Consider the following 26,335-nt stretch of genomic DNA (forward strand, 5'->3'; position numbering starts at 1 on the left):
TTACTCGGATTTATAGCTATAAAAAAAAGCCCTTCCGCTCTCCTATCTTTACCCTGAATCTCTGGCTGTCCAGTCGATCTCTCGTTCACATACCGAATAATCACTCGGTTTGTTGGGTAAATTGTAGCAGTGGCCCTTATCCGTTGTCAACCCTTACTTCGGCATTTTCTCAAATGAACGGACATTCCTTCGTGCAAGCAAGCTTGCATGCCTATATCAGTAAGCGATTACAAGCCCGGTCTCGCGGCAAATAAAGAGACGATCGAACGTGCCTGTGCACGGATCGGCACTTCGGCGCCTGGCAGCTTCTGAAGCGTCAGTCCCTGGATTAAACTTACAAAATAATAAGCAAGCTCCACTGGAGTACCGCTGACGACAAGCCCTTCCTGTTGTCCTTGCTCCATCACGGTCGCGACCGGCCCAAGGTTATTCGTGAAGCGCTCCGTAACTGCCCGCCGAATCTCATCGGAGGATGCGTCGGAGAGCCGCGCTGTATGGATAAGAATGGTGTACGCCCAATTATTCTCCATCGCAAGCCACGACTCGCACAGCAGCAAGAGCTTGTCCAGTGCATTGCCTTGCTGCTTGGCGAGCCCGGAGACATGCTCTCCGTAGCTGGTCTGGCCTCTTCTCAGAATCTCGCTTATGATCTCGTCCTTGGACTTGAAATAGTGATACATGTTGCCGATGCTCATGCCCGCGGCCGCTGCGATGTGGTTAATGCTCACCGACCCGATTCCTTTAACCGCGATGATCTCGAGAGCGGAGTCAAGAATGCGATTGATTCTTTGCTCTCGTTGCTGAAGGTCCTTCTCTACATTTCTAGGCGACATGAATGACACAACCCCTTTCTTGACCTCCATTATAGCAGAGCAGCCTTGAATAGGGGGTTATTTCCACCAAGAAGAATTTGAAGATGTTAACTCTCCGTTTAATGTGATTGTCTCGCCAATTTGTGGAGCAATGAGGTTCACATTTGTTTTTTCAACCTCTGCTAATGCGCGTTCTATAGGCTCTGTCCAACCATGATAAGCAAGAGTAAAGGCTCCCCAATGAATGAGCATCATATTCTCCCCATTTACATCCACATGAGTCTGTACAGCTTCTTCGGGTGTCATATGGACCCAGGACCAGCGCCGGTCATATTGGCCTCCTTCAATTAAGGCGATATCAAATGGGCCGTATTTTTCCCCTATTTCTTTAAAATGCGCACCATAACCACCATCTCCGCTGGTATAGAAACGAGTTTGTGTCCCAAGTATGACCCAGCCGCCCCATAAGGTCGTATCTCGATTAAAAAGCCCTCTTCCAGAGAAGTGTTTGGATGGAGTCAAGGCAACGGTCAAACCTTGGAACTCCATTTCATCCCACCAATTGAATTCTGTGATTCTTTCCTTTGCAACTCCCCAACGGATCAAGTGTGCACTTACGCCGCAAGGAACGAAATAATGGCCAACCTTGTCCTTCAACCTTCGTATAGATGGATAATCCAGGTGGTCGTAATGATCATGGGTAATAAAAACAGCATCAATACGCGGCATTTCATCAATAATATGCAGCATGTCTTCACTGTAGCGTTTACTTCCTACGATAGAAACAGGGGAGGCAACTGGCCCAAGCATCGGATCAACAAGTAGCTTTTTATTATCGAGGCTGAGCAAAAAAGCAGAATGCCCAAACCAGGTTAAACTATCTTCCTCACCTTTGATTTTGTTCCAATCGATTTTGGGGACAGGCAATTTACCTGCAGGATTGCGGTCTTTGGCACCGGAAATAAACTCCTTGCTCATAGAGAAGTAATCAGATACACTCATGTCCATCTTGGTGGGCACCCCATTAACAAACTTCCCATTAACATAATTGTTGAATTTAGTGTATCGTTCTTTCTGCTCGTTATTTGCGTTTCCGCCGAATACGGGATGCAACTTTATAAACAATGCTGCGATAACACATAGAGCAAATAACAATAGAAATAAATAGATCATTTTTTCGTGATTCCTTTCCTTTAGCAACGTTTAGCATAGAATGATGCCATTATCAATTATATTAGTGAACGTTCATTTATTTAATAGCAAAAAAATATACCGTATCACATTATCCCTTTAAAAATTTGTACGGATTATGCTTTAATAGCATCCCAGCTCATTACGATTGCGGCATTTAATTGTTGATCGTTAAATGGAGTGCCATCTTTCAAATGTCCCTTTGCCAACTCAGCCACCGGCAAGATGGAGTATACAATTAACATCCGAACATCCTCTTGTTTGAATAAGCCTTGCCTTTTACCGGTATCAAACATCTCGAAAATAGGCTGGAAAAGACTTGCTGTATCATCTAGACACCATTTTTGAGGCAGAGGTGAATTCATGATTTGTTCCAGGAACAAAAAATACTCCTTGTAGGTTTGGATAAACTCGACGAAGTTGTGAATGATCGATTCAAATCGTTCTTTAACCGTTCTGGACTCATCCATTCCTTGAAACATTTTCTCGCTCATTTTACCTTTCACTTTCAGGTATGTTTTAAGAAGCAGATCCTCCTTGTTTTCATGATAAATGTAGATCGTCGCGTTCGATACGTTTGCTTTTTTGGCGATTTTAGAAATCGATGTTTCGGCAAACCCAATCTCGTTTACGAGCTGTATTGTCGCATCAAAAATAGCTTCCACTTTGGTATCATCTCTATGTCTCATGAGTCAATAATAAATGATCGTTCATTTAATTTCAAGCAGTACTATTTCTTTACCTTTTAGCAACCTAAGCAGCCAGTCTGAAACTTTATTTTCACCGGACATTATCCGTTAGGCCCATATTAGCAGTATTGAAGCTAATCGGGCCTGAACTAATTTGATTAACCGAACGAGGCATTTAGCCGTCATCTTCCATTGTATATCGTTACACAGTCAACCCTGCCAGCACCGCTTCCAATCGGTCGATATTCTGCTCATTGGCTTTGGCGCAGAATGCTTTGATGCTCTCAAACTCCTCTGTACTCTTAAACCGCTGGCGGAATGTAAGTCTCGTGCGGCCTTCCAAAGCTTCAAAGGTAGCCGTGACCCGAAATTCGTGAGGGGGCAGATGGTCCAGCACGATCCGTTCACTCGGCACGATCTCGTTGAAAATAATGCCATTAGGATAGTCTGCACCATCTGGCCCGTGCATGATGAATCGCCATGAGCCCCCCGGTCTCAAGTCGAACTCGTGAAACGTATTCGTGAAGCCTTCAGGCCCCCACCACCGAGCGAGCAGCTCCGGATTGGTCCATGCTTGAAACACAAGCTCCTGCGGCGCGTCGAGCTCTCGTGTGTTTATAATTTCGTTGTTATCCATTATTGGCGTCATCCGTGCGCCTCCTCCGCCAATGACTTGCCCAGCGCATCCAGCAGCTCATTCGTGCCGTGCTCACGCACTTCCGGCGTATCGAGGCCGTCGAAGAACGCTCCTTGCTCGGTGAAAATCAACGTCGTGCCGCCTTCTGCCTCAATCAGCTCAATTGTCGTGATCGAGACCGAGATACGCGTGCCGCCCGAATCCAGGGTGTACGTATAAACAATACGCTGCTGTGGTACAATCTCCTGATAGACGGCGTCGAATACAAAGACCGGGCCCTCGGGCGGTCCGCCGCTGCTGTACTCACGTCCCCCGACCTGAAAATCGAAGGTCTCCGCTTTCGAGAACCATTTGGCTTTAGCCTCCGAATTGGACCATGCATGATATACCCGCTCTGGCGAGGCGGCATAAGTCCGCTCGACAACGAAGGTCGCGTGCTTAACGAATCGTTCGTTCATAAATTTTCCTCCTTGGATTTCGGTATTCCATTCTCTGTGGCAAGCAAGTCGTCCAGCACATCCAGACGGTGCTCCCAGCTCCGCCGCCGCTCGATGACAGGCTTCTCGAACTCCATCTTCATCGCTTGCAGCAGATTGGTAAAATCATCAACGGTCAAGGGGGCTTTCCCTATCATCAGCTTGGACACATGATGGAGCTGTTCCAGAAGCTTCTGCTGCTGCTTGATCTGCTCCTTCACCCGTGTCTTCTGCAAGGAGACAATCTCCAGCGGGCTGATCCCATCACCGGCCAAGGCCAGCTTAATCTCATCAAGCGACAAGCCCAATTCCTTAAGTGTTAAAATCTGGTGAAGACGCGACAGATCGGATTCATTGTACAGCCTGTGGCCGGAATCCGTCTGTCCGGATGGCGAGAACAAGCCGATCTGATCGTAGAATCGCATCGTTCTAACAGTGAGCCCCGTCAGCTTGGCGAGGTCCCCAACTTTCCAAAGTTTGTTCATACTCAATCCCTTCGTTGTCGCTAGCTCATTACCGGTAATTCCATTGTAAAACATTACGTTACGTAAGGTTCAAGCGAAAAAATATATGCGTTGCTAATCGTACAATACCCGCGTAGTTATTATGCGTTTCACATCACACACTCGCGCTTTTTGGTTCATGCTCACGGAGTAAGAAGCCTGCGAATGTGCATGAATTTCGGTTACAAGACGCCTTAATGGTACAATTCCTGCAAACGTGCATGAATTTGAGAAAAAATCGGCCGATAAGACGAAACGAAGGTGAAATGCCTGCACGCTTGCAGGAATTCCACCTTCATGGGGCCAGAAACGAGCAAATAAATGCCGTTTCGCAGGTTTCGCCTAGCTCCGCATCTCATATCTCGCATCGCGCCTGTCTCGGCGTTTGAATGACGGCTCGTCCTCTGGCGCGGAGTACGTCAACAGTCGTATGATCGCAGACATTCCATCGTGATACCTGCCTCTAACACCTCACATGCTTGCGTTTGAAGCCGGTCTGCCCTTTTTCGACCGCTTTTTGAATATTGGCAGAAGCGTCCAAAAGCTTGTTTTTGGCGGGGATTTCTACCGGGCCTACTTCCTTCGCGATTGCGACCGCCTTATCATGGAGCGGCATGTAGGATACAGCCACCGTGTAGATGAAATTGTTCATTGCATACTTGGTACGTTCGGGGGCATCATGAATCGTATTTTTTACAAGCTCCAGCATATCGGCAATTTTTCCTTCTGAAAATTCACTGTCCGGACGATTGCCGAGCAGCCAGCAGTAACAGCTCCAGCCCGCCGACATTCGCAGCTCTACACCGCTTGCAATCCACTTATCGGCAACCTCTTGCGCAATATTTGTTTCTGACAACGTTACTGCCACCACATAATCCGATAGCATATAAAAATAAGCGCCCTCGATCCACCGTTCAAAATCCGCCTCCGTCATAGCCTTCGGCTCTGCGATCACCCCGGCAAAGTACATGGCGTCGTAGTTCCCTGTCGCATAGAGCTGCTCTGCCAACGGTTGATTGTGTTTGATTTTCTTGAAGATCGGCTTCATCTGGCCTGTCGCCACGCCAAATAGCGGCTCGTGGGCGCCATTGGATAGATATATCTTCTTGGTTCGTTCCTTGCCGAGAGCTTCAAGCTCCTCCATGACTGTGTCCAGATTCATTATTCGCCACTTCCTTTATTATGGTTTGTCATTAGGGACAAAGCTGTCTTAACTTGAATATAACATAAAGCGGCCTTGATCCACTGCAATCAGGATCAAAACCGCTTGATTGTATCATACGACCCCAACGTGAAAAACCGATCTCCCCTGCTGCAGAGAGATCGGTGATAGGAATCACCTCGCGATAGTTAAGCGTTCTGGCTCACAAGTTGGCGGAGACCCTCAGCAATCGGCGTTGCCGGCCTGCCGAGAAGCTTCTCGAAATCATTGCTCTCAATCTCCAGGGCGCCCTCGCGAATGCTTTGCTGAATGCCTGCAAGTATAGGAATTACGAAGTCTGGTACGCCAGCACTCTTCATAATATCAGCATAGGCGCTGTCATCGACATGCTGCACCGGCACTTCCTTGCCCAGAACAGTGCCCAGAGCAGACGCCAGTTCATCCTGCGTCAGCAGCTTGCCGGACAACTCATAGATGGTATTCTCATGACCGTCCCCTGTCAATACGGCCGCCGCCGCTTCCGCATAATCCTGCTGCAGAGCCCAGCCGGACTTGCCGGATCCCGCAGAAGTCACCCAAGGCGCTCCTGCCATCACACCTTGAATGCTCGCGGCCTCGTTCTCCAGGTACCAGTTATTACGCAGGAATGAATATGGAATGCCTGTATTAATAATGGCTTTTTCCGCAGCTTGGTGTGGAGGGGCAAGGAATAACTTGGTTTCACTTGCATTCGCCACGCTAGTATAAGCAATAAATTTGACATGGGCACGCGCAGCTGCTTCAACCGCATTCGTGTGCTGACGGATTCTCGTTTCGTTATCCCCGTCTGCAGAGATGATCAGAATCCGGTCGATCCCTGCAAAGGCCGCATCCAACGTTTCCGGGCGGTCGAAATCCCCTTGCCGGACATCTACTCCACGGGCGCGAAGGCCTTCCGCTTTGTCCGGATTGCGGACACTTACAGCCAACTGACTTGCCGGCACGGATTTCAATAGCGTTTCAACCACTTTTGTTCCCAATTTCCCTGTTGCGCCAGTAACTAAAATTTTCATGAATGATTCCTCCACGTCTTGTTGTAATAGTTTAAGTTATAACAATAATAGTTACAACTCGGGTATATATAAAAGGGGCTGTCCCATAAGCCATAAGTAGATTAATTATCGTTCCTTCGGGACAGGCCCTTTTATTTATTAAATTTGCCGATCAGCTGCTCCAACGTCGTTCCTGCCAGCCGTTGTTCCATAGCGGATTGCGCGTCTTGCAATTGTGCTTGAAGAACTTGTTCGATATTCCGTCCTACGAGACAGTTGATATTGGGTTTCTCGTGAATGCGGAACAGCTGGTTCTCTTCGGTCACATTCACAGCACGATAGACATCAAGAAGTGTAATCCGGTCGAGATCCTTGAGCAAGGTGGCTCCACCTACCCCAGGACGAACATCCACTAAGCCCGCTTTCTTAAGCATCCCCATAATTCTTCGGATTACAACCGGATTCGTATTGACGCTGCCCGCGATAAAATCCCCGGTGCAATCGTTCGGACTCACAGCAATCAGAGACAGGGTATGCACTGCAATAGAAAAGCGCGTACTAATTTGCTTCAATTTCATCACCACCGTTGTAACCATTATAGTTATATCGAAGCATGAAGTCAATTCCACCTTTAGCCACCCCTTCAGAAGGAAAAGCACGATCCGCACCGAAACTGTATGTATTTAGCAAAAACACATAAAAAGGAACGGTGGTCGTTGCATGAAGCGTTGGAGCGCCAAATTAGGCATGGCATGCTTGATCGCTATGCTTGCAGCATGTTCGAACAATACGGATCAAGCAAACATAACGCAGGCTCCGGCTGCAGCAGCCGCAGAGAAGCCCGCTCGCGCAAAGCAGGAAAGTGCAAGCTTGACTATGGAGCAGCAAGTGGATGATTATATGGATTCCATCCAATTCTCAGGTGCGATTCTGATCGTGACCGATAATAAACTTCGAGTAGCCAAGGGCTATAGGCTCGCCGATATCGATAACAACCGGGCTAATGATGCGGATACCGTTTTTCAGATTGCGTCCACTAGCAAAGCCTTTACAGCGGCTGCTATCCTGCAGCTGCAGGAGCAAGGGAAGCTGACCATTACCGAGCCTGTTAGAAAGTATTTGCCCGACTATCCCTACGATCAGGTTACGATCCACCAGTTGCTGACACATACCGCAGGTATTCCTAACTTCACCGAGCTTCCCGGCTATTTCGCAACGATGAATACCACCATGACCGTTTCTGAGAATCTGAACAAGTTTATCAATGCACCCTTGGAGTTTGAACCTGGCAGTCGGTTTAAATACAGCAACTCCGGCTATAATTTGCTTGGAGCGGTCATTGAGGCGGTCAGCGGACAACCATTTGGCGACTATCTGAGTGAGCATATTCTAGTGCCGCTCGGGATGACACGATCAGGGTATTTGAACAAATCACAGTTGAGCGAGCCGATTGCCCGAGGCTATACGCAAGACAGCAATTCGCTTCGCCCTTCCTGGGATACCGATATGACCGTTACTTATGCGGCTGGCGGACTGTACTCCACCGTCAATGATCTATACAAATGGGTTCAGGGGTTGGAGAGCGGCAAAGTAATGTCAGCCTCATCCTGGGCAGCAATGCGAACCCCGAACAAGCAGAACTACGCTTTAGGATGGGCAATTTCTCCTGAAGGCAACCGCTACTTCCATAATGGGCATATTCCTGGCTTCTTATCCTTGATCTCACGAAACCTGGCGAGCGGCGATCTGCTAATCGTGCTGAGCAACGATAATTCTACGGACATGGACGAGGTTCAAAGAGAGCTTGCCTCTCTCATGAGTTCGGAGTAATGGCCCAGCACCTCAAGCTTATCGCCAATAATTAAACCATATGACGGATTTTGACTATGGGATGGTTTTAATTTAAGGATAAATCCCATTCAACATTATCAATTGCATGAATGTTGTACGATAAGGGGGTAAACTAATTTCACGACAAAAGAGGCGATTAACAAATGACATCAGCTTCAGGCGTGGAGGGGAGCAGTTTGTCGGCAGACCGAACTGGCTTAACCATCCCGATTTTCCCGTGCAAGTCCATAGACGAACAGCTGGATTTCTATCAAGCATTAGGCTTTGAAGTGACTTACAGGCAGGCCAAGCCCAACCTGTACGCTTGTGTCCGTCACCGTATTGCAGAATTGCACTTCTTCGTACTCAAGCAGCTGGAGCCCTCCAACTCTTACAGCATGTGCTATGTGAGCGTTCCTGATGTCGATATCGTGTACAGCGAATTTCGCGATCATTTGAAGAAGGCTTATGGAAAGATTCCCTCCAAGGGGTTCCCACGAATGACGAAACTCAACAATCTGGCAGAAGACCGCAGATTTAACCTCATCGATCCGGCCGGAAACCGCTTGTTGATTGGCCAGAAGCATGCCTCTTCCGAGCCAATCGACAACGACCCGCATGTTGCGGTACACACGTCAAGGTTTGCCAATGCGTTCGAAACCGCATACCGTTTGGCGTATGCCAAAGACGAGCCCGCAGACGCAGCCAAAGTACTCGATCTCGTTCTGTCGAAAGCCGAAGAAGCTTCAGCAAGCCTGCACTACAAGGCTTATGTGCTGCGTGCCGATATCGCCGTCACCATGGACGAGACCGATCTTGCGAGAGCTTTTATTAGTAAAGCGGAGGAACTGACACTTTCTGACCAAGAGCTTGCAGAAGTGCCAGAGGCAATTGAAAGATTAGACGAACTTAAAGCGACTTTAGGGCATCACTATTAATGATGCATGAAACTTGGCTCTGAAAATGATAATATTCCTTGACAGGAATATTCCAACAAAGGTATATTCAATTCAGCAACTTATTCATGACTCGCTGTCGTCGAATTCAACCGTTTATACATTGTCGAACTTTAGCATGAAGGCCCTTAATGAATACTACAATCAAATTTGGAGGAACTGACATGACTGAAAGCCAATCAACAAACAGCAATCCAGAGGAAGGAAAGCTGGTTATCTCTCGGACTTTCAACGCGCTGCGTGAGCTAGTGTTTAAAGTATGGACAGAGTCCAAGCATTTGAAGCATTGGTGGGGACCAAAGGGGATGACGATTGAAGTAGCGAAGCTTGACCTGCGTCCAGGCGGTATATTTCACTATTGCATGCGCGCTCCTGATGGCCATGAAATGTGGGGCAAGTTCGTTTATCAAGAAATCGTTGCGCCGGAAAAAATCGTCTTTTTAAACTCCTTCTCGGATACAGAAGGCAACACGATACGCCCCCCTTTCAGTTCTGAATTCCCGCTTGAAGTCAGGAATGTCGTAACCTTCACCGAGCTTAATGGCCAGACCACCCTCACTCTTCAGGGAGGCCCTCACAATGCAACAGCTGCGGAGCACGAGTTCTTTAAAGGTATGTTTGATTCCATGCAGCAAGGATTCGGCGGCACCTTTGACCAGCTTGATGCATATTTAGCAAAAATCTAAGTGTCAACGTCCAGCGCAATAGAAACAGGGCTGTGATCGTCCACCAATGGTGGCTTTCACGGCCCTACGATGCTGTAGCATCCGCCTTTATTCAAGTCCAAACTGCGTTTTCGTCTGCAATTTGTCTCCTATGAAGATGAAGTTGGCGCTCGCTCCAACGCCTCCCTCGCCTTCATACATAACGCCGATCCCATACATATCGCTGCCCTTTTCGCCGCTCTCTGTTATGACTTCGCCTTCGCCGCCGACAATCTCGGCTACTTCCTTATAGGTCATTCCATTGTTTATTTGTGCGTATTGCTCTTTCGTAATCTTTATTTTATCCGAAGATGATGAATCATCGTTTGCCGGCTGCTGCGTTGAAGGGGTCGCCGGATTTCCTGTTGGTTCGGTCACATTATTGCTGTTCGAGCTGCTGCATGCCGCCATTGTGATCATCAGACAAATTACGATTGCTAAACGTGTTATTCTCATTGTGCCTCCCATAATATGTGATTATATTATCTTCCAATTAAAATTATATGCCATCATATTTGCCAATTGTCAGGTGCAAATTAACTATTTTGGACTTCATTATGCCCAGACCAATTGCCCGCCGGTTACGTGGCGATTTGCTTCTTACCTCAATCACGTCGTCATTCAGAGCTGCCCCCTACGAATTCGGCAGCTGGTCGGCTACGCGGCTTCCGCAGGCTTTGGGACTCTCGATAGATCAAACCCTTTAACGATCAGCCAGATCGGCAGTATGATTTCAAATAAAGCTCCCGGAATATACAGAAGCATTCCGTTATGCCCCATAAGCTCTAATACGGCGCTGGCCGACAACGATGCATATCCAATAAGGCCTAAGACAGACAGGAACCGCGGAACAAGCTTTGACTGATATAACAGATAACAGAACAAGAGGCTGTATAGACCAAGTACAATCATGGCAAGCTGAAAAGCCATGAAGCTCCCTTCTGACGCTAGCCCGCCTACCGTTTGAAAATAAGAATTATCCGGTGCTCCTGCCGCTGTATATTCTCGACTTAATCCGATTAGCAATAGCGGACCGATCGCGCCGATGATAAGGATAACGGCCTCAATCACTCGAAACCCAACGTACCCTAAAGCGATTATTTCACTATGCTTCTTTAAGATCGGGAACAGCATGACCGCGATTCCGACAACTGCGGCGGAATTGATAAGCTCAAGCAATACTCCGTAGATGACTACATTTTTCTTTGCATAGACATGATGAAGATAATCCGGAGCGCCCACAATCGATTCAATCATTCCATTACCAATCATATAGGCAGCCGTTGCAACTAAAAAAAGCACCCCCGCGATGGTTGCGGATTTTCTATGCGCATTCATTTGGTTTCCCTCCCCAGTAGTAAGCCCGTGTATGCAGCCAATTCGGATAATTGCGCACATCCACTTGCAGTATATCTGCAATACGGCTTGAACTATAGATACTTAAGTATGGATTAGTTAGGGCGGGGCATAGAAAAAAGCTGCAACAGGTCACTTGCTCTTAACCTGTCACAGCCCCCGAAACAGCCTCTATACGATGCTGCAGAACCCTGCCTTTATTGCATTCTCTCTTTCAATCCGTAATCATTCACAGCGCTTATTTCTTAACGTCAATCACAATTTTCCCAACATCATGGGCGCCGCTCGTTGCCAGCTTGAAGGCCTCCGATATTTGATCCAAATCAAAGCGGTGAGTAATCATTTCGCTGATCCCGATCTTATTCTCTTGCATCAATTGAATGGCCGTTTCGAAATCCTGCTTCACATACATCTGTGTGCCTAATAATGTTTTCTCAGCTCTTTGAAGCATTTTCATAGGGAACACAGGGTCTTTCCCGAATAGAGCAGTAATGACGATTTCTCCGCCATTTTTGGTGATTGATAAGGCTTGTCTTAAGGTTAGTTCCAGTCCTGCAACATCGAAAGCAGCATCAAGCCCGATACCGCCAACTTCATCCCTTATACGTTCTTCAACATTCTCCTTCATTGGATCGATTACAATATCCGCTCCCAGCTTGCTTGCAATCTCTCGTCTGCTCTCGATTGGATCAGAAGCGACAACTAACTTCGCTCCAAATGCTTTCAGCACTTGAATGATTAACAGCCCGATAGGGCCAGCTCCCAAGACAGCAACCTTCTTCCCTTCAACACTCTTCATTCTTCGAGCAGCGTGCACAGCCACAGCGACACTTTCAACCATTGCACCATCAGTTGCACTGAAATTTTGCGGAATTTTCACTAGATTCCCTTCTGGCACGGCAGTAAAGTTGGCGAATGCCCCAGGATGATGCCCTCCTATTACTTTCAGCTCGCGGCAGAGATTAAAGTCACCAGCCTGACAAGGCTCGCAATTTCCGCAGCCTACTCCTGGTATAGCCGCAACATAATCTCCTACCTGAAAGGTCTGAACATCAGCGCCTGCTTCCACTACTCTGCCGGCAAATTCATGCCCCATTCTGACAGGCGGCTTCAGTACAGGATGATTGCCTCCATAGATGTGAAGATCCGAGCCGCAAATCCCGCACACCTCGATTTCCACTAGCAACTCGCCGGCTTTAATTACAGGCCTTGCTTCCTCTTCAACTTGCATGTGTTTCTCTCCGATTAGAACAGCTCTTTTCATAGGGCACCCCTTCAAAAAATGTTGATTTATACTTTTTTCAGTGGATTTAATGTAGGATCTCCACCCAATATACCGCCGTCAACAGCAATAACTTGTCCGGTCACAAAACTCGCCTCATTAGAGAGCAGGAATGCGATCATATTCGCGACATCCTCCGGTGTTCCCAGACGTCCCAGCGGCGTGCGATTGATAAGTCGATCCCTGTAATTCAAGTTTTCAGGCAGCGACAGGTCTACGAATGGCGTTGCAATATAGCCAGGGCTTACTTGATTGACCCGGATTCCGAATTCAGCGAGCTCCACAGCAAGCGTTCTTGTTATTTGTGAGACGCCTCCCTTGGCAGCACCATAGATGGAAACATTGTGTACGCCATAATGAGATAGCATAGAGCCTATATTAACAATTCGGCCGCCGTTATGCTGTTTCATAACTTTCGCAGCAGCAGTAGAAGCAAAGAATGTTCCGGCTAAATTGGTATCTATGATCCCTTTCCAATCTGCCAGCGTATAATCCAAAGCCGCTTTGCGGAAATTGGTCCCTGCAGAATTAACAAGCATATGAATATGGCCGAACTCTTGACCGATCTTCTCAATGACTCGTTCGAGCTGTTCAATATCAGATACATCCGCCTGGAAGAAATGCAGCCGATCTTTAAATTCGGGCACATCATTCATAAATTGTTGAGCTCGCTGCGCACTTCGCCCAAGCACCACACATGTTGCTCCATTCGCTAACAGCTTCTTCGTTGCCGCTCCGCCGATTCCCGAATAACCGCCTGTAATTACTGCTACCTCATTGGCGAAATTCATAGTTGATTCCATCTCCTCTACGCGATCATGCTGCTGTTTCTATTACGATTTCACAGAACCGGCCGTTAACCCGGAAATCAACATCCTGCCCAGAAAGGTGAAGACAATAATCGATGGGATAATTGCAGTTGATGCCGCTGCTGTTAACGGTCCCCACTCTTGACCGAAGAAGCCCAAATATTGATAGATAGCCAGTTGAACAGGTCTTAGATCAGGGCTGTTAATCATGATGGAGGACAGAATAAATTCGTTCCATGCCCCCAGGAATATGAATAATGCCGCTGCTGCCAGAGCAGGTCTGCATAACACAGCCAGCATGCCGAATATGAAGTAGAATCGGGATGCCCCGTCTATCGTTGCCGCTTCATCTACCTCGACGGGAATGGTCTCAACGCCTGATTTAATAATCCAGATCGCCATCGGCAGATTATAAGCCGTATATAGAATCGGCAAAGTATACCATTCGTTCAGGAAACTCAATTCACTCATATACAAATAATTGGGAATAATAAGGGCGGAACTGCCGATGGATAAAGGGATACAAAACACGACAAGATAAAACATCGGTTTCTTGAACCTGAACAAAAATCGATCAAATCCATATGCGGCTAGAATCCCGAGAAATAATCCAAAGATAATCGAGGCTACGCAGTAAAAAATACTATTCAAAAAGGTTCGTAAATAACCACCATTGAATATTCTGATATAGTGTTCAAAGGTAGCCTCAAAATTGAATAATTTGGGCGGATAGAAGAATATATCAGAAGGAGACATAATAGAAGTCTTGACTCCCCATAGGATGGGAACGATATTGACAATAACGACTAATCCAAAGGTTACGAAAAGAATGATCGATTTCAATGATCCTGAGAAAGTAAACTGCAATCCTTTAGATCTCATATTTCACCATCCTGATGTAAAGCGTTATCAACAATATGTTGACCATAAGTACTACAAAGGATAACGCGCTTGCAACTCCGAAATTAAAGTACACGAATCCTTGTTTATATAATTCCATTGTAATTACATTCGTCGCATCTCCCGGTCCGCCGCCGGTGAGTACCATAGGCACATCCACATTGTTGAAATTACTAAGCATTAGAATAATGGATGTCACCATAATCGGCGTTTTTAACAGGGGCAGCTTAATCAGCCAGAAGGTACGCCACTTATTCGCGCCATCCACTTGCCCGGCCTCTTCCAGCTCCTTCGGAATACTCTTGAGCCCCGCCAGAATCAATACCATTGCGAATCCGACCGTACGCCAAGCGATTACAAAGATCAGCGCAACCGGCGCCGTCCGGGGATTGCCTAATACATCCACACTCTGGAAGCCTATCAAGTTCAGGACATAATTTAACAGCCCCAGGTTATTGAAAATCCATTTCCATAACAGAGCCCCGACCACCATCGAGATTACCCAAGGAATCAATACAACGATCTGGATGATATAAGCGGTAAAACCCTTCTTGGAATTAATCCATAATGCGAGTAAAGTGCCTGTAATAATTGATAGGAATAGTCCCACAAAGGTCACAATAAAAGTGATTGAAATGGAGGACCTAATATCATCGCTCGTAAATACTTTTATATAATTTTTGAGCCCTACAAAGTCACCTAACTGCAAATATCTCATATCATACAGGCTGATGTAGATTGTATAAAATAAAGGAATAATTAAGATGACCGCCAAAAAAAGGATGCTTGGTGAAACCAGAATAGCCCCTAGTTTATTTGCTTTCACAATTGCGCCTCCCATGCTGCACGAATAGCCATCCCGTTCACCCACTGCGGGCTGTCTTCCTATACCCGCAGTGGATAGACAAGATCCCTGATATTACTTCGCAGAGCTCAATTAATTAGACCCTACTCTTTCATTGAACTCTTTCTCTGCTGCTTGCAATGCCGCCTTGGCATCCGTGCCCTTCACCAATATTTCCTGTGCAATCTCGTTCAAGTCGGATCTCCAGCCACTAACCGGGAACTTCCACGGCTGCGCATAACCATACTTGGCGAACCCTTCTGCCATGACTAACAGGTACGCTTTATCAGGCTTGCTCAAAAATTCTTCGTTTTTTTGCACGGTGGACTTGCGGACAGGCACTTGACCGCCTGTCTTCATCCAAATCTCATCAGACTCCGCATTGATCATATGCTCAACGAACTTCCCTGCAGCCTCTTTATGCTTGCTCCCCGACCACACCCCTACATTCCAGCCATTAATGACACTCGGAGAGAACGTTGAGCCATCTTCACTTGGGAAGAAGGTCATTTGAATCGTACTGCCATCAAAGGTAGATTCCGCCTGCAGAGTAGGAATGCGTACCCCTGCGCCAATCATCATGGCATATCTTCCCGCTTTATATTCGTTATATACGTCTTCGACAGAGGATGATATTGCAGATTCGGGAGTGACCTTGTGCTTCCTCACCATGTCCAATTGACGATTCATAGCTGCAACACCCGAGTCCGTGCTCCAGTTGGCCTGTCCGCTCTCTGTAAACATATCTCCTTGCGAAAGAATGAGAGATGGCGGGAATATTTGCGGATCAGGCGATTCCGGACTAAATGCTTGACCCAAACCGTATCTCTGAACGCCCGAAGCCGCATCTGGCTCCGTTAATTTCACAGCTGCATCGACGAGCTCGTCCCAAGTCTTGAATGGAACCTTAATGCCCTTCTCCGCCAATAGATCTTCCCTGTATATGATGCCTATATAGTTTCTGGACAAAGTAACCTGATAGTGCTTGCCGTCCTTATTGCCGAAAGCCCAATAAGCATCGTCTACATCTTCGATATCTTCTTTAGACCAGTTATTCAAGAAAAGGCTTTCAAAATCAACCAGCGCATTTTGCTGCAGTGCGGTTCCAAAGTCATCCATCGATGTCCAGATAACGTCCGGTGCATTACCCGTTTGATTCGCAGCAAGGAACTTGGTTCCTAGTGTGTCCCATACTTGCGGTTCAACCATGACTTTAATATTCGGATTGTCCCGCTCGAAATTAACAATGATCTGCTTCAGGGCTACTTCCCTGGCACTTGTTCCATTCGGGTCTAGAAATGTCCACATTTTGATTGTTGTTTTCTCAGAAGTTTCATTGCCAGCATTCGACTGGCAGGCTGCTAGCGAAATGCTTAAGCAGCATACCAGGACAGCCATCACAATCTTACGTATTTTGCGATTATTCATTCGTGCATTTCCCCCTAAGAAAAGTGTAGGTAATCCTTGTTGAATACTTGCTGCGTGTGCCGTTCCCACTCCCTCCATCAGCCGCTGAGAGTAATTACCCATTAAAAATATCACATCGAAAATAGGCCGACCATGAACGAATCACCTTGATATGCATTATTATATTGTGATAACATCAACACTATAAAAACGGTATGTATGCGTTTGCAAAAATAAACTAATTCCATAGGTGAATGCTATGAACGATGCTTTAGGTGACTTACACAACATGGTTCCTCACTTCACTCAAGTCATTCATAGAGTCGTAAATGGTTCATGGGTCAATCATAGAAAGGTGTGGGATACCCACTCCTTAATCCTTATCTATGATGGAGAAGCTGTTATTGGATGCAATGAAGAACACCGGGTGGGCAAAGGGGATTTGATCTACTTTAAGCCTGGCGATGTGAGATGGGGATATACGTTCGAGCATAATCCAATGAAGTGTTATGCGATGGACTTCCAATATTCCTGCCTGCTATTCGATGACAAGGAGTGGATCAAGAAGGACATTCCGCTGCCTATGCAGTCGTTTCTGCAAATAACGGATTCTCATCTATTTACCAGGGTACTTAATTTGTTTCGGAATTTAACCAAGGAATGGATCTCGCCCAATACCTTCAATAAGGTATTCAGAGAAAGAGCATATTTCATGGAGATGCTGAACCTTCTCTTCCTGTGGAACTCCTCTAAACAATCCATCAATTATGATAAAATACGGAAAGTTGAAAAGGTATCCCAGTATATACTCGACAATTACCCGCATAAGGTAAAGCTTCAGGAATTGGCGGACTATATTCAACTCAGCCAATCTTACCTGCAGGTCATTTTTAAAGAGATAACCGGAAGCTCCCCGATCGAGTATTTGATCAAAGTTCGTATTAACAAGTCCAAGGAGCTTATGAAGGAAGGCTATCAGAATATCGGGGAAATCTCCGAGCTTGTCGGGTTCAACGATGCATTCTACTTTAGCAGATGCTTCAAAAGGATTGAGGGTACTACCCCGACGGAATACCGAAGTACGATTTCATTGCAGCGCCAATTTGTTTAACAGGCGCCGACGTACTCCTCGCCAGAGGATGATCCGTCATTCAAACGCCGATACATGCGAGATGCGAGCCAGGAGAAACATGCGAAACGGCATGTATTTGCTCGTTTCTGCCCCAATGAAGGTGAAATGCCTGCCAGAGTGCAGGTATTTCACCTTCATTTCTTCTTGACGTCCAATTTTGTCTCAAATGCATGCATGATCGCAGGAATTGTAGCATTATGGCGTCTTGTAGCCGAAATTCATGCGCATTCTCAGGCTTCTTACTCTGTCACTCTGCCTTCAAACCACTTGGAGAAGGGGTTATCCAGAAAGTGGTGTGATGATTTCACAGTCTCCGCCACGTCCCCATATACAACGAAAAGATGCTTCCAGTTCCACTTTCTAGTGGTTTGGAGGCATCTTTTCATCATATGGGACTGACTCTGGATATTGGGCTTTTTCGGACAGCCCCTTGTTTAGCTTATTGCTTATGCAATGATTAAGTTAACGAACCCGGATTTCGACAACCTCGGCATAGGATGTCCCATTCGTTTGTTCCACTACAAGCCTTAGCTGCTTCGCCTGCACACCGTTCTCTAAGACATGCTTTCTTTTCCGCTGTCTGTTGCCTTTTACTTCAAATAGAACCTTCCAGCTATCCTTCTCCAATACCTCTAGACGATAATCCCGAACCAATTCCGGAATGATATCAAATTCAGTCCGATGATGGTGGAGATTGATGAGATCTTCATTCACATCATCATTAAAGGTGATGTGAATTTCATTGAACGTCACTTCTTTGTCCCACTTCAATGCAATCCAAGCACCATCCTTGACATGCGCTGAAAGCCACATATGCGCTCCACCATAAGGACGCTGGTAACCATCTATAATTTTGCCAGGCTCAAACGCCTTTGTTTCATTTACTAAACGGAAGCAGAATGGTTTGCGCACGACACGCTTCATATTCCATTTCACAACTAACTGATCCTGGTTAAGTGACTCCATTCCACGAGCGACGTTCAGTGCTTTTTCTTTAATGAAAGAGAGCACCCCGCTCATTGGCTGATGAGACAGATATACGGATACACTTGGGTTCTCCTTAATGACCACAAAGGCATTCTGCGCATTTTCCGGGTTCCACGGGAGATTGAATGTTATCCATTGCTTGCTGCCCCTCCCAACGGCTTGAACATCCCGAACTTGAAGCTGATGAGGGATGTAATTCTCCGGTCTTCCTGTATCCCAGACCTCAACCTCAACGATTGTGTCGTCAGCAGTGTCTAATAGAATTTGTATGCTCTCTATGCCAGGGTCTACAGGCAGCAAAAAGGCGACATCTGTTGCGAGCTCGAATGATTCATCTGCCGACTCCACTGCAAGGCGGCTTATATGGCTTGAGGCCATAACCTCCGCCTGAGGTGCGAGATCCGCAGGATCATCGTTTTTAATCCCGATAATAGATGCATCTTCCCATAAAAGGGTTTGCTGCAATTGCTTCAAATGCTTCTCATAGATCTCCCGGGGGGTAGCCTTGTTATCTACACAGAGTGCCGCAGCGGTTCCTGCCGCTTGACCTACAGAGGCACACGTACCCATCACTCGTGATGATCCAAAGGCGATTTGTGTTGCACTAATGCTTCTTCCTGCAAATAACAGATTATCTACATTGACGGAGTAAAGGGAACGATATGGAATTTGATAGATTCCATCCGCATGGTAATGCCGAGACGTGTAGTCAGCGGCATACATCCCTTCAGGCGGATGCAGGTCAATCGACCAGCCTCCGTAGGTTATATTATCCTCGAATTGCGTTTGGCGTTCCAGATCGTTCTGGTTAAGTACATAATCCCCTTTGAATCTGCGGTATTCCCGTTTTCCCGGCATACTCCCAACCCACTCCAGGGTCATCGTATCCGCTTCAAATTTACCTGAATTCTTAATATAATCCCATATTCCATAAATGACAGACCATAATTCATCACGTATCCGTTCATTATCATGAAGGGTGTCTATCTCCTCTTCTCCCCCCCACTCGATCCACCAATAATGGCATCCGGAATCTCCGCTGTTCAATACCCTTTTGATCGGAATCGGCGTCTGGGTAATATCTTTCGTAAAGCTTGGCGGAACAAACTTCACAGGACGTCCGGCATCTTTGGTATAGAACAGCAGTGTACTCCCGAGCGTAATATTGTCCGACACATCAGGGGCCCACGCTTCGTTATATTCGTGCTTGGCCTCGCGTCCAATTTGATATTTGGCCCCAGCTAGAAAACCGATTAAGCCGTCACCTGTACAATCTAGAAAAACAGGGCTTTCAAAGCGAATTTTACGTTCAGAGCCCATCATCCAGCCTGTCACTGATTTAATATGACGGTTCAGCTCATCGCCTTCTGCCTCAACCTCATGGACATCCGTATTCAAGAACAATTGGATGTTCGGTTCATGACGTACCTTCTCCAGAACAATAAGATCCCAATAATAGGGGTTGCCCTCGGGGTTGGTATATTGATTCTCTACGAACATTTCACCTAGAATGCCCGTCTCTCTCGCATAACGATTGACACCATGACCTGTTGCTCCAACGACCCAAACCCTCATCTCACTGCTTGAATTACCCCCCAGAACCGGACGATTCTGGATAAGAGCTACTTTCTGCCCCAAGCGGGCAGCTGCTACAGCTGCACTTACTCCTGAAAGCCCGCCGCCAACTACAGTAACATCTGACTGAACGTGTTCGTATCTCATTGTTTTCACTCCGTTATCTATACTAAAATTGAATTTGTGTCTTCAGAAGATCTCTATCTTTCGATTTCTCAAAAAAATCAAGCGTTTGTTCCAATGAGATCGTCTGCGAGACCAGATGATCGACCTGGATACGCGCTTCGCTGATCCATCTCATCGCCGGAATGGTTGTATAATGGACTGCCATAGAACCTAGAATTGTCCAATCATAGTTGAAAAGCTTGAAAGGATTCAAGGGTACCGTAACCTCACTGTCGGCTACTCCAAATTGCAAGTATTTTGCAGCAGGCCCCATATACGAGAAGGCTCTCTGAATGACCGAAGGAATGCCCGTTGCCTCCACAACGATATCGAAGGTCTGCCCGTACAGATGAGTATCGAGCTCATCACTCAATACCGTTTGGGTTGCTCCATACTGCTCTGCAAGTCGAAGCTTGGATGAAGAGATATCAACCACAACGAGCTCTGATGCTCCTGATCGCGAGATCGCTTGTACTAACTGCTGCCCCATTGCACCGGCACCGAATAGAATGACTCTGCTGCCTGCCTGAACCTGCAGCCGATTCATCGCATAAACGACACATGCCATTGGTTCAATGAAGGCCCCTTGCTGGAATGTCATGGATTCGGGTATCCTGATCAGCGTATGAGCTGGAACCCGGACATATTCTGCCATGCTTCCATTTCTGGTTACACCTGTTGCCGCAAAATTCACGCATTGATTGGACCTGTGAGTCTGGCAATATTCACAATGGCCGCAAAATATATTGGGATCTGCGCTCACTCTGTCGCCCACTGAATATCCCGCCACATTCGGCCCCATCTCATGAATGACACCCGAAAACTCATGCCCCGGAATGAGTGGATAGGACGACATATAAGTCCCTTCGTAAATATGAATATCTGTTCCACATATCCCTGTTCGCTCCACTTTGATGGTCACTTCGTTCATACCCGGTACCGGATATTCCACTTCTTGAATACTGGCTTGAAACGGTTGTTCGATTACAAGCGCCTTCACTTTTCTTCACCCCTTCGGTCACTAATCTGAGCTGCGAAACGTTTTACTGGATGTCCAGCAGAAGCCTTGCCTTTGTCATGCATGGTGCCTTGTGATAGAAAATAACATATTGATCGTTGAACTGACATGGACTAATCAGGCCGACATGTATTATTTCATACTGAATTCAGTCTGAGCCGATACTGGTCTTGCGCCGGCTAGCTAAGCCAATGCTTAACCCGGCCAGCCGCGAAAAAAACTAAAAAGCAGCCAATTGCGGCTGCTTTTTATCTCATTGAATAATAGTATTTATATGGATTAATATATTATTTTTTCAATTACTACTTGAAAAGCTCACCATCAGGATCAGTCCACAAGGGTGCGCCAACTAACATCCCTGCGATTGTGCATCCTTTAGACCGTTTGTTTATCCAATTGACCGTAATTCCTGCGAGCCAGCATCTTTTTGCCGCTCGAACTCTATTTTGAGGGAAAAATAGCTGAAAAGCCTGCTCCATTGCAGGCTTTTCAGCCAAATGCCGGATTTAAGCGGGAAAGCCTGCTCTTGAGCAGGCTTTCCCTCCCGCTTTCCATCCCGCTTACCGTTCCGTCTGTGGAGAGCGGTGAACCAGCTCTGGAGCTGCTCCCCTCGTTTAATCCTTGCGATTCAGAGCAACAAATTCCATAATCCTCGCCACACATGCATCTAGAGAAAGCTTATTCGTCTCCACGATTACATCAGGATCTACAGGTTCTTCATACGGCGAATCGATTCCTGTAAAATGTGTAATTTCACCGGATCGCGCTTTGCGATACAAGCCCTTAGGGTCTCTTTGCTCGCAAACTTCCAATGGGCATTGAACAAACACCTCAATGAAGGCATCTCCAACCAGAGAACGAACCTTATTGCGCGTTGCCCGGTGTGGAGAAATGGAAGCAACGATCACATTAAGGCCCGCATGAAGCAGAATATTGGCAATTTCACCCGTTCTTCTGCCTGCTTCAATCCGATCCTCCTCGCTGAATTGCAGGTCTTGGTTAATCCCCCCGCGCAGAACGTCGCCATCGAGAATATAACAATTTGCAAGCAGCGGCCTCAGCGCATTCGCAATCGACGTTTTGCCTGAGCCAGACAGACCCGTCAGCCATATCAATTGTTTCACAATGTTCATTCCCCTAATGATGAATTCGTTCTTTCAGACGGGCTCCAATCGTACTCCTCGCCAATCAGATCAAACAATTGCCGGTTCGGTTCGGCGAAATACTCGTACAGCCACTTCAAAGTTTCAGCGGGTATGCCGCTCGTATAATTCCCCTCATTCAGCTGCGTAAATTCTGTCAGCCCCCATGCCCGCATGCCCAAAAAATCCCATGCCCTTTGGCAGCATTCGGCGGGATCCTGCAACAGCCTTTCGCTGCTCATGATGAGGAACTGTTCAGGTGGGAAATAATGAAACCATCTCTTCAATTGCTCCGCGTATAGACCACGTTTCAAATAAGAGAAATGCTCGCAGTTTGTGCTGCTATAGCCGGGATCCTGCGCCATTCTTTCGTATTCATCCTGCACTCTGGCGCTCTCGGCTAGCAATGCCTCCGGGAAAGACAATTGCTCCAATCCCCTTCTTACCATCATTTGATAGTGGGAATAGGCCCTGTCAACAGGATTCCGCAGCAATACGATCAATTTCGTGTCCGGCAGCAGCTCGCGTACTCTTCCTGGTGTTTGAGGATGAAACAAGTAGTAGGGACTGGCCTCCCCTGTTAGAGCCTGTGCCGACAGACCCGGTGGAAAATGACGCTTGTACCAATCAAAGCCTTTATCAAACTGATGGTCAAAATAATGGACTTCCTTGACTGCAGCAGCTTTAATGTTCGGGTGCTGGGTCAAGTAATGGTACAAGGAGGTCGTTCCTCCTTTCTGTGTCCCGATAATCAGAAAGTCAGGTTTGGTTGTTGAGTGATCAAACAGCACCGTCTGAGCAGAACTCACCATCTCGACCCCACGCTTGCTGTTTATGAACCGAGCATGCTGGACTATACTTTCATAATCGGCTCCCGGAGGGGCGATAGCCAGGCAGCGCTCGGCATCGCGGCTTGCTTCCTCTTGCATGCCCAGCTCAAGATAAACGGATGAGCGTAATATTTTGACTGAGAATTCGTTATAGCCGTGTTCAAGCGCCCCATTGAAATACTTCAACGCTTGTCCAAAGTCCCGCTGCTGCTGGCTTCTGCAGCCCATCCGGTAGTTGTATTCAGGGATAGATGCGTGCGTCATACTGCTCTTCTCATAGGCAGCCACCACATCGCGCGAAGTCCCACTGAGCCTAATCTGGCCATCTTCAAGCCATATCGCCTGATCGCATATTTGTTGTGCCTGGTCACCCGAATGACTTACGAATACAATGGTTGTGCCTTCGCTCTTCAAACGCAGTATTTCATTCATGCATTTCTTCTGGAATTCAAAATCACCGACTGCCAGAATCTCATCCATGAGCAGGATATCCGGCTCCATATGAATGGCAACGGAAAAGCCCAGCCTCATATACATGCCGGAAGAATAGTTCCGGACTGGCATATCGATATACGGCTCAAGCTCGGAGAACGCAATAATACTATCCAGCTTGGACTGAATTTGCTTGCGGGTAAATCCGAGCACAGAACCGTTAAAAAAAATATTTTCCCGGCCGGTAAAATCAGGGTGGAAGCCCGCCCCAAGCTCCAGCAGTGTTGAAATTTTGCCGTTAATTCTCACTTCTCCGGAAGTAGGGTACAGAATTTTGCAAATCAATTTCAGAAGCGTGCTTTTTCCAGATCCGTTCTTGCCAATCAAAGCCAGGCTGGATCCAGGCGGCACCTCCAGATGAATATCGCGAAGCACCCACATTTCCCTGGATGGCTGCGGATCGGGATTAAAGATTTTGTCCTTTAATGTATTGTTCTTCCCGCTCCGCATATTGAATTTCTTATATACATGATGCAATTCAATTGCGTTCTTCATGGGTCCACTCCTGCTTATGCCCATTATACCTCCTCAACCACGTTTCGCTGCAGCAACGAAAAGACGGCTGCCATTGCCGTATTCAACACAACCAGCACGAGAAGCATCGGAAGCAGCCCCCCGAAATCCGGCCATTGCCCGTACAAGAACAGGTCCCGGTATGCATCTATAATAGGGGTCATTGGGTTGTAATCAAATATCCATCTGAATGGCTCCGGAATGAACGACACTGGGAATAGAACCGGAGTCAGATAGAAGAAAATCATGATGCCTACTTGAAGAATATGCTCAAGATCACGCAAGTACGCAGTCCCCAACGAGGCCAGCATGACAATGGGCGCTATAAGCAGCGATTGTATGAGCAGAACAATAGGAAAGGCAATTAGTGCCGTTGTTAATTGAACCCCGCTGAGCCAGAGCGCCGGAATCAGAATGGCCAGTGTGAATAAATAGTTGATCAAATTGCTGCCAATGACTGCTAACGGGAGGATTTCTCTTGGAAAATATACCTTCTTCAACAGCTCGGCATTGTTGATGATGCTTCGCGCGCCCTGCGTAATCGCCTGCGAGAAGTAATTCCAGGGCAGAAGCGCGACCAGTATGAACATAGGGAAATTGGGAATGTCCGATTTCATAATAGATGAGAATATAAAGCTGTATATGCCTAGCATGAGCAGTGGATTCAGGAATGTCCAGAAGAAGCCCAGCACAGAGCCCTTGTACCTTGCCCGCAGGTCTTTCAGCACCATATTCCGGAACATCTCTCTATAATCATAAATTTCCTTGATATGTGCAAGCAGCTCCTTCACCTTAGGCATACGAGAGGAGAACTGCATCACCTTCCATAGCGCATAGCCGCCGCCTCGCCAAACCAGGTACAGCAGAAACGACAGCAGAAGAACGATTATTGTAACAACCCCTACATACAACCAAGGATTGCCGTGAACAATATCCCATGGGCGTATTTGGTAAAGGAATTCAAAGAAAATCAAATGGCTCAAGTATAGACTAAAAACCGACGAACTGATGAAATAAAGCAGCCGTGCAGATCCTGCCGAAATGAAATGGAAACGGATTTGTTTGCACCAGACGAATAACGCCGCAGCTGTAATCAATACGGGGAAAGAGGTATAATTACTGAAGTAATTTTCCACATGAGAGAATTTGCTCGTCATCCAATAATTCCCCAGCACAATGATTAGATACGCGCCGCAGCCGCCAACATACAAGAGCCGCCTCCTTCTGGCAGCCACACTGGCAACGGATAAATAGTAACCAAGCAAGAAGTATCCGATATAGCCGGTTATATAAGGAACCTGAATTCCCAGCTCCCAGCCTGCCATACCGGCAATGGATGCTATATTGGGAGCGGCAAAGCACGCTGCGCAAGCATACATAACCATCGTTTCAGAAGCATGCTTAACAACTACGCGAAGCAGCGGCGTCATGAGATAGAGAACAATGAGCATATACACAAACCACAAGTGGTAGTGAATACGATTGCCGATCAAGCCCCTTAGGAAGGATTCCCACTCAAACAGATTGAGCTCATCTCGAATCCCCCACAAATAGTAAATAAAACTCCATATCAGGAACAGCGGAAGCACGCGGCCTAATCTTTTCCTATAAAACGGTTTGGCCGTCTCGGTTCTATCCGGGTGAAGCAGCATCATCCCGCTGATCATGACGAATATCGGGACACTCCACCGAACAGCAGAATTAATGAAATTGGCCGTCCACCAAAACCGTACTTCTCCTATAACATGCAAGATTCCTATTGTCGGCGCTGTCACATGAATGAGCACAACACCGATTATAGCCGCGATACGAAGAACATCGGGATATAACAATCTGGATTTTTCCATGATGCGCTTCTCCTACTCCTATTTCATCACTGTCATTCCTGCCCC

The 26,335-nt window shown here is 46.9% G+C and carries 25 protein-coding genes; 4 read left to right on the forward strand and 21 right to left on the reverse strand.

Annotated features, from left to right (window positions below; translation table 11 throughout):
- Positions 1–227: 227 nt before the first annotated feature.
- The 9 genes from K0T92_RS12230 to K0T92_RS12270 all read right to left on the reverse strand — a co-directional run bounded on the left by K0T92_RS12230 (position 228) and on the right by K0T92_RS12270 (position 7,079).
- Positions 228–833, reverse strand: coding sequence for a TetR/AcrR family transcriptional regulator (locus K0T92_RS12230; RefSeq protein ID WP_219872757.1), 606 nt, complete (start codon positions 831–833; stop codon positions 228–230).
- 57 nt (positions 834–890) lie between these two features.
- Entirely contained in the window at positions 891–1,985 is a 1,095-nt protein-coding gene (locus K0T92_RS12235) for an MBL fold metallo-hydrolase (RefSeq protein ID WP_219872758.1), read from the reverse strand.
- 134 nt (positions 1,986–2,119) lie between these two features.
- A complete protein-coding gene (locus K0T92_RS12240; RefSeq protein ID WP_343223700.1) occupies positions 2,120–2,668 on the reverse strand; it encodes a TetR/AcrR family transcriptional regulator in 549 nt (182 codons plus the stop codon).
- 226 nt (positions 2,669–2,894) lie between these two features.
- Entirely contained in the window at positions 2,895–3,341 is a 447-nt protein-coding gene (locus tag K0T92_RS12245) for an SRPBCC family protein (protein ID WP_246628108.1), read from the reverse strand.
- Positions 3,338–3,787: an SRPBCC family protein gene (locus K0T92_RS12250; RefSeq protein ID WP_219872760.1), complete on the reverse strand. Its 450-nt coding sequence runs from the start codon at positions 3,785–3,787 to the stop codon at positions 3,338–3,340. The genes K0T92_RS12245 and K0T92_RS12250 overlap by 4 nt, the downstream gene beginning before the upstream one ends.
- On the reverse strand, positions 3,784–4,290 hold the full coding sequence (locus tag K0T92_RS12255) for a MerR family transcriptional regulator (protein ID WP_219872761.1): 507 nt from the start codon (positions 4,288–4,290) through the stop codon (positions 3,784–3,786). The genes K0T92_RS12250 and K0T92_RS12255 overlap by 4 nt, the downstream gene beginning before the upstream one ends.
- Positions 4,291–4,771: 481 nt before the next feature.
- Positions 4,772–5,470, reverse strand: coding sequence for a DNA alkylation repair protein (locus K0T92_RS12260; RefSeq protein ID WP_219872762.1), 699 nt, complete (start codon positions 5,468–5,470; stop codon positions 4,772–4,774).
- Between the two features lie 188 nt (positions 5,471–5,658).
- Positions 5,659–6,522 carry an SDR family oxidoreductase gene (locus K0T92_RS12265; RefSeq protein ID WP_219872763.1) on the reverse strand — a complete coding sequence of 288 codons (864 nt, stop codon included), beginning with the start codon at positions 6,520–6,522 and terminating at the stop codon, positions 5,659–5,661.
- A gap of 131 nt (positions 6,523–6,653) precedes the next feature.
- Complete coding sequence (locus K0T92_RS12270) at positions 6,654–7,079, reverse strand: Rrf2 family transcriptional regulator (RefSeq protein WP_219872860.1); 426 nt, start codon at positions 7,077–7,079, stop codon at positions 6,654–6,656.
- A gap of 142 nt (positions 7,080–7,221) precedes the next feature.
- Between K0T92_RS12270 and K0T92_RS12275 the strand changes: the two genes are divergently transcribed.
- The 3 genes from K0T92_RS12275 to K0T92_RS12285 all read left to right on the forward strand — a co-directional run bounded on the left by K0T92_RS12275 (position 7,222) and on the right by K0T92_RS12285 (position 9,973).
- On the forward strand, positions 7,222–8,331 hold the full coding sequence (locus tag K0T92_RS12275; RefSeq protein WP_219872764.1) for a serine hydrolase domain-containing protein: 1,110 nt from the start codon (positions 7,222–7,224) through the stop codon (positions 8,329–8,331).
- A 164-nt stretch (positions 8,332–8,495) separates the two neighbouring features.
- Positions 8,496–9,269 (forward strand): bleomycin resistance protein, encoded by a 774-nt coding sequence (locus K0T92_RS12280; RefSeq protein WP_219872765.1) that lies wholly within the window; start codon positions 8,496–8,498, stop codon positions 9,267–9,269.
- A 182-nt stretch (positions 9,270–9,451) separates the two neighbouring features.
- Complete coding sequence (locus K0T92_RS12285) at positions 9,452–9,973, forward strand: SRPBCC family protein (RefSeq protein ID WP_219872766.1); 522 nt, start codon at positions 9,452–9,454, stop codon at positions 9,971–9,973.
- Between the two features lie 87 nt (positions 9,974–10,060).
- On the opposite strand, the gene K0T92_RS25030 is transcribed toward K0T92_RS12285, so the two are convergent.
- The 7 genes from K0T92_RS25030 to K0T92_RS12320 all read right to left on the reverse strand — a co-directional run bounded on the left by K0T92_RS25030 (position 10,061) and on the right by K0T92_RS12320 (position 16,610).
- Positions 10,061–10,447, reverse strand: a complete 387-nt coding sequence (locus K0T92_RS25030; RefSeq protein WP_246628109.1) for a hypothetical protein — start codon at positions 10,445–10,447, stop codon at positions 10,061–10,063.
- 201 nt (positions 10,448–10,648) lie between these two features.
- Positions 10,649–11,329 (reverse strand): DUF4386 domain-containing protein, encoded by a 681-nt coding sequence (locus K0T92_RS12295; protein ID WP_219872767.1) that lies wholly within the window; start codon positions 11,327–11,329, stop codon positions 10,649–10,651.
- Between the two features lie 256 nt (positions 11,330–11,585).
- Positions 11,586–12,578, reverse strand: a complete 993-nt coding sequence (locus K0T92_RS12300) for a zinc-dependent alcohol dehydrogenase (protein ID WP_219872768.1) — start codon at positions 12,576–12,578, stop codon at positions 11,586–11,588.
- 59 nt (positions 12,579–12,637) lie between these two features.
- Positions 12,638–13,420, reverse strand: coding sequence for an SDR family NAD(P)-dependent oxidoreductase (locus tag K0T92_RS12305; protein WP_219872769.1), 783 nt, complete (start codon positions 13,418–13,420; stop codon positions 12,638–12,640).
- A 42-nt stretch (positions 13,421–13,462) separates the two neighbouring features.
- Positions 13,463–14,320: a carbohydrate ABC transporter permease gene (locus K0T92_RS12310; RefSeq protein WP_219872770.1), complete on the reverse strand. Its 858-nt coding sequence runs from the start codon at positions 14,318–14,320 to the stop codon at positions 13,463–13,465.
- Positions 14,310–15,164 carry a carbohydrate ABC transporter permease gene (locus tag K0T92_RS12315; RefSeq protein ID WP_219872771.1) on the reverse strand — a complete coding sequence of 285 codons (855 nt, stop codon included), beginning with the start codon at positions 15,162–15,164 and terminating at the stop codon, positions 14,310–14,312. Before K0T92_RS12315 ends, K0T92_RS12310 begins: the two co-directional genes overlap by 11 nt.
- A gap of 111 nt (positions 15,165–15,275) precedes the next feature.
- A complete protein-coding gene (locus K0T92_RS12320; protein WP_219872772.1) occupies positions 15,276–16,610 on the reverse strand; it encodes an ABC transporter substrate-binding protein in 1,335 nt (444 codons plus the stop codon).
- Positions 16,611–16,878: 268 nt separating this feature from the next.
- Here K0T92_RS12320 and K0T92_RS12325 point away from each other — a divergent pair, with 268 nt between their 5' ends.
- The gene (locus K0T92_RS12325; protein WP_219872773.1) at positions 16,879–17,700 is read left to right on the forward strand and encodes an AraC family transcriptional regulator; all 822 of its coding nucleotides are present in this window, start codon (positions 16,879–16,881) and stop codon (positions 17,698–17,700) included.
- 483 nt (positions 17,701–18,183) lie between these two features.
- Here the strand turns inward: K0T92_RS12325 and K0T92_RS12330 are convergent, their stop codons facing one another.
- The 5 genes from K0T92_RS12330 to K0T92_RS12350 form a co-directional block, all read right to left on the reverse strand.
- Positions 18,184–20,430: an FAD-dependent oxidoreductase gene (locus tag K0T92_RS12330; protein WP_219872774.1), complete on the reverse strand. Its 2,247-nt coding sequence runs from the start codon at positions 20,428–20,430 to the stop codon at positions 18,184–18,186.
- 22 nt (positions 20,431–20,452) lie between these two features.
- Complete coding sequence (locus tag K0T92_RS12335; RefSeq protein ID WP_219872775.1) at positions 20,453–21,448, reverse strand: zinc-dependent alcohol dehydrogenase family protein; 996 nt, start codon at positions 21,446–21,448, stop codon at positions 20,453–20,455.
- A gap of 632 nt (positions 21,449–22,080) precedes the next feature.
- A complete protein-coding gene (cysC, locus tag K0T92_RS12340; protein WP_219872776.1) occupies positions 22,081–22,590 on the reverse strand; it encodes an adenylyl-sulfate kinase in 510 nt (169 codons plus the stop codon).
- Positions 22,591–22,595: 5 nt separating this feature from the next.
- Positions 22,596–24,425 carry a sulfotransferase domain-containing protein gene (locus tag K0T92_RS12345; RefSeq protein WP_219872777.1) on the reverse strand — a complete coding sequence of 610 codons (1,830 nt, stop codon included), beginning with the start codon at positions 24,423–24,425 and terminating at the stop codon, positions 22,596–22,598.
- Between the two features lie 23 nt (positions 24,426–24,448).
- On the reverse strand, positions 24,449–26,290 hold the full coding sequence (locus tag K0T92_RS12350) for an acyltransferase family protein (RefSeq protein ID WP_219872778.1): 1,842 nt from the start codon (positions 26,288–26,290) through the stop codon (positions 24,449–24,451).
- Positions 26,291–26,335 lie beyond the last annotated feature (45 nt).

It is taken from the genome of Paenibacillus oenotherae (assembly GCF_019443105.1).
Taxonomy (GTDB): Bacteria; Bacillota; Bacilli; order Paenibacillales; family Paenibacillaceae; genus Paenibacillus_Z; species Paenibacillus_Z oenotherae.

What these genes read in the sequence shown, in the direction of transcription:
- K0T92_RS25030 (WP_246628109.1), bottom strand. Translation starts at nt 10,447, where the DNA reads ATGAGAATAACACGTTTAGCAATCGTAATTTGTCTGATGATCACAATG.
- K0T92_RS12305 (WP_219872769.1), bottom strand. Translation starts at nt 13,420, where the DNA reads ATGAATTTCGCCAATGAGGTAGCAGTAATTACAGGCGGTTATTCGGGA.
- K0T92_RS12270 (WP_219872860.1), bottom strand. Translation starts at nt 7,079, where the DNA reads ATGAAATTGAAGCAAATTAGTACGCGCTTTTCTATTGCAGTGCATACC.
- K0T92_RS12230 (WP_219872757.1), bottom strand. Translation starts at nt 833, where the DNA reads ATGTCGCCTAGAAATGTAGAGAAGGACCTTCAGCAACGAGAGCAAAGA.
- K0T92_RS12250 (WP_219872760.1), bottom strand. Translation starts at nt 3,787, where the DNA reads ATGAACGAACGATTCGTTAAGCACGCGACCTTCGTTGTCGAGCGGACT.
- K0T92_RS12260 (WP_219872762.1), bottom strand. Translation starts at nt 5,470, where the DNA reads ATGAATCTGGACACAGTCATGGAGGAGCTTGAAGCTCTCGGCAAGGAA.
- K0T92_RS12245 (WP_246628108.1), bottom strand. Translation starts at nt 3,341, where the DNA reads ATGACGCCAATAATGGATAACAACGAAATTATAAACACACGAGAGCTC.
- K0T92_RS12295 (WP_219872767.1), bottom strand. Translation starts at nt 11,329, where the DNA reads ATGAATGCGCATAGAAAATCCGCAACCATCGCGGGGGTGCTTTTTTTA.
- K0T92_RS12235 (WP_219872758.1), bottom strand. Translation starts at nt 1,985, where the DNA reads ATGATCTATTTATTTCTATTGTTATTTGCTCTATGTGTTATCGCAGCA.
- K0T92_RS12325 (WP_219872773.1), top strand. Translation starts at nt 16,879, where the DNA reads ATGGTTCCTCACTTCACTCAAGTCATTCATAGAGTCGTAAATGGTTCA.
- K0T92_RS12275 (WP_219872764.1), top strand. Translation starts at nt 7,222, where the DNA reads ATGAAGCGTTGGAGCGCCAAATTAGGCATGGCATGCTTGATCGCTATG.
- K0T92_RS12310 (WP_219872770.1), bottom strand. Translation starts at nt 14,320, where the DNA reads ATGAGATCTAAAGGATTGCAGTTTACTTTCTCAGGATCATTGAAATCG.
- K0T92_RS12300 (WP_219872768.1), bottom strand. Translation starts at nt 12,578, where the DNA reads ATGCAAGTTGAAGAGGAAGCAAGGCCTGTAATTAAAGCCGGCGAGTTG.
- K0T92_RS12330 (WP_219872774.1), bottom strand. Translation starts at nt 20,430, where the DNA reads ATGAGATACGAACACGTTCAGTCAGATGTTACTGTAGTTGGCGGCGGG.
- K0T92_RS12350 (WP_219872778.1), bottom strand. Translation starts at nt 26,290, where the DNA reads ATGGAAAAATCCAGATTGTTATATCCCGATGTTCTTCGTATCGCGGCT.
- K0T92_RS12255 (WP_219872761.1), bottom strand. Translation starts at nt 4,290, where the DNA reads ATGAACAAACTTTGGAAAGTTGGGGACCTCGCCAAGCTGACGGGGCTC.
- K0T92_RS12345 (WP_219872777.1), bottom strand. Translation starts at nt 24,425, where the DNA reads ATGAAGAACGCAATTGAATTGCATCATGTATATAAGAAATTCAATATG.
- K0T92_RS12320 (WP_219872772.1), bottom strand. Translation starts at nt 16,610, where the DNA reads ATGAATAATCGCAAAATACGTAAGATTGTGATGGCTGTCCTGGTATGC.
- K0T92_RS12285 (WP_219872766.1), top strand. Translation starts at nt 9,452, where the DNA reads ATGACTGAAAGCCAATCAACAAACAGCAATCCAGAGGAAGGAAAGCTG.
- K0T92_RS12265 (WP_219872763.1), bottom strand. Translation starts at nt 6,522, where the DNA reads ATGAAAATTTTAGTTACTGGCGCAACAGGGAAATTGGGAACAAAAGTG.
- K0T92_RS12280 (WP_219872765.1), top strand. Translation starts at nt 8,496, where the DNA reads ATGACATCAGCTTCAGGCGTGGAGGGGAGCAGTTTGTCGGCAGACCGA.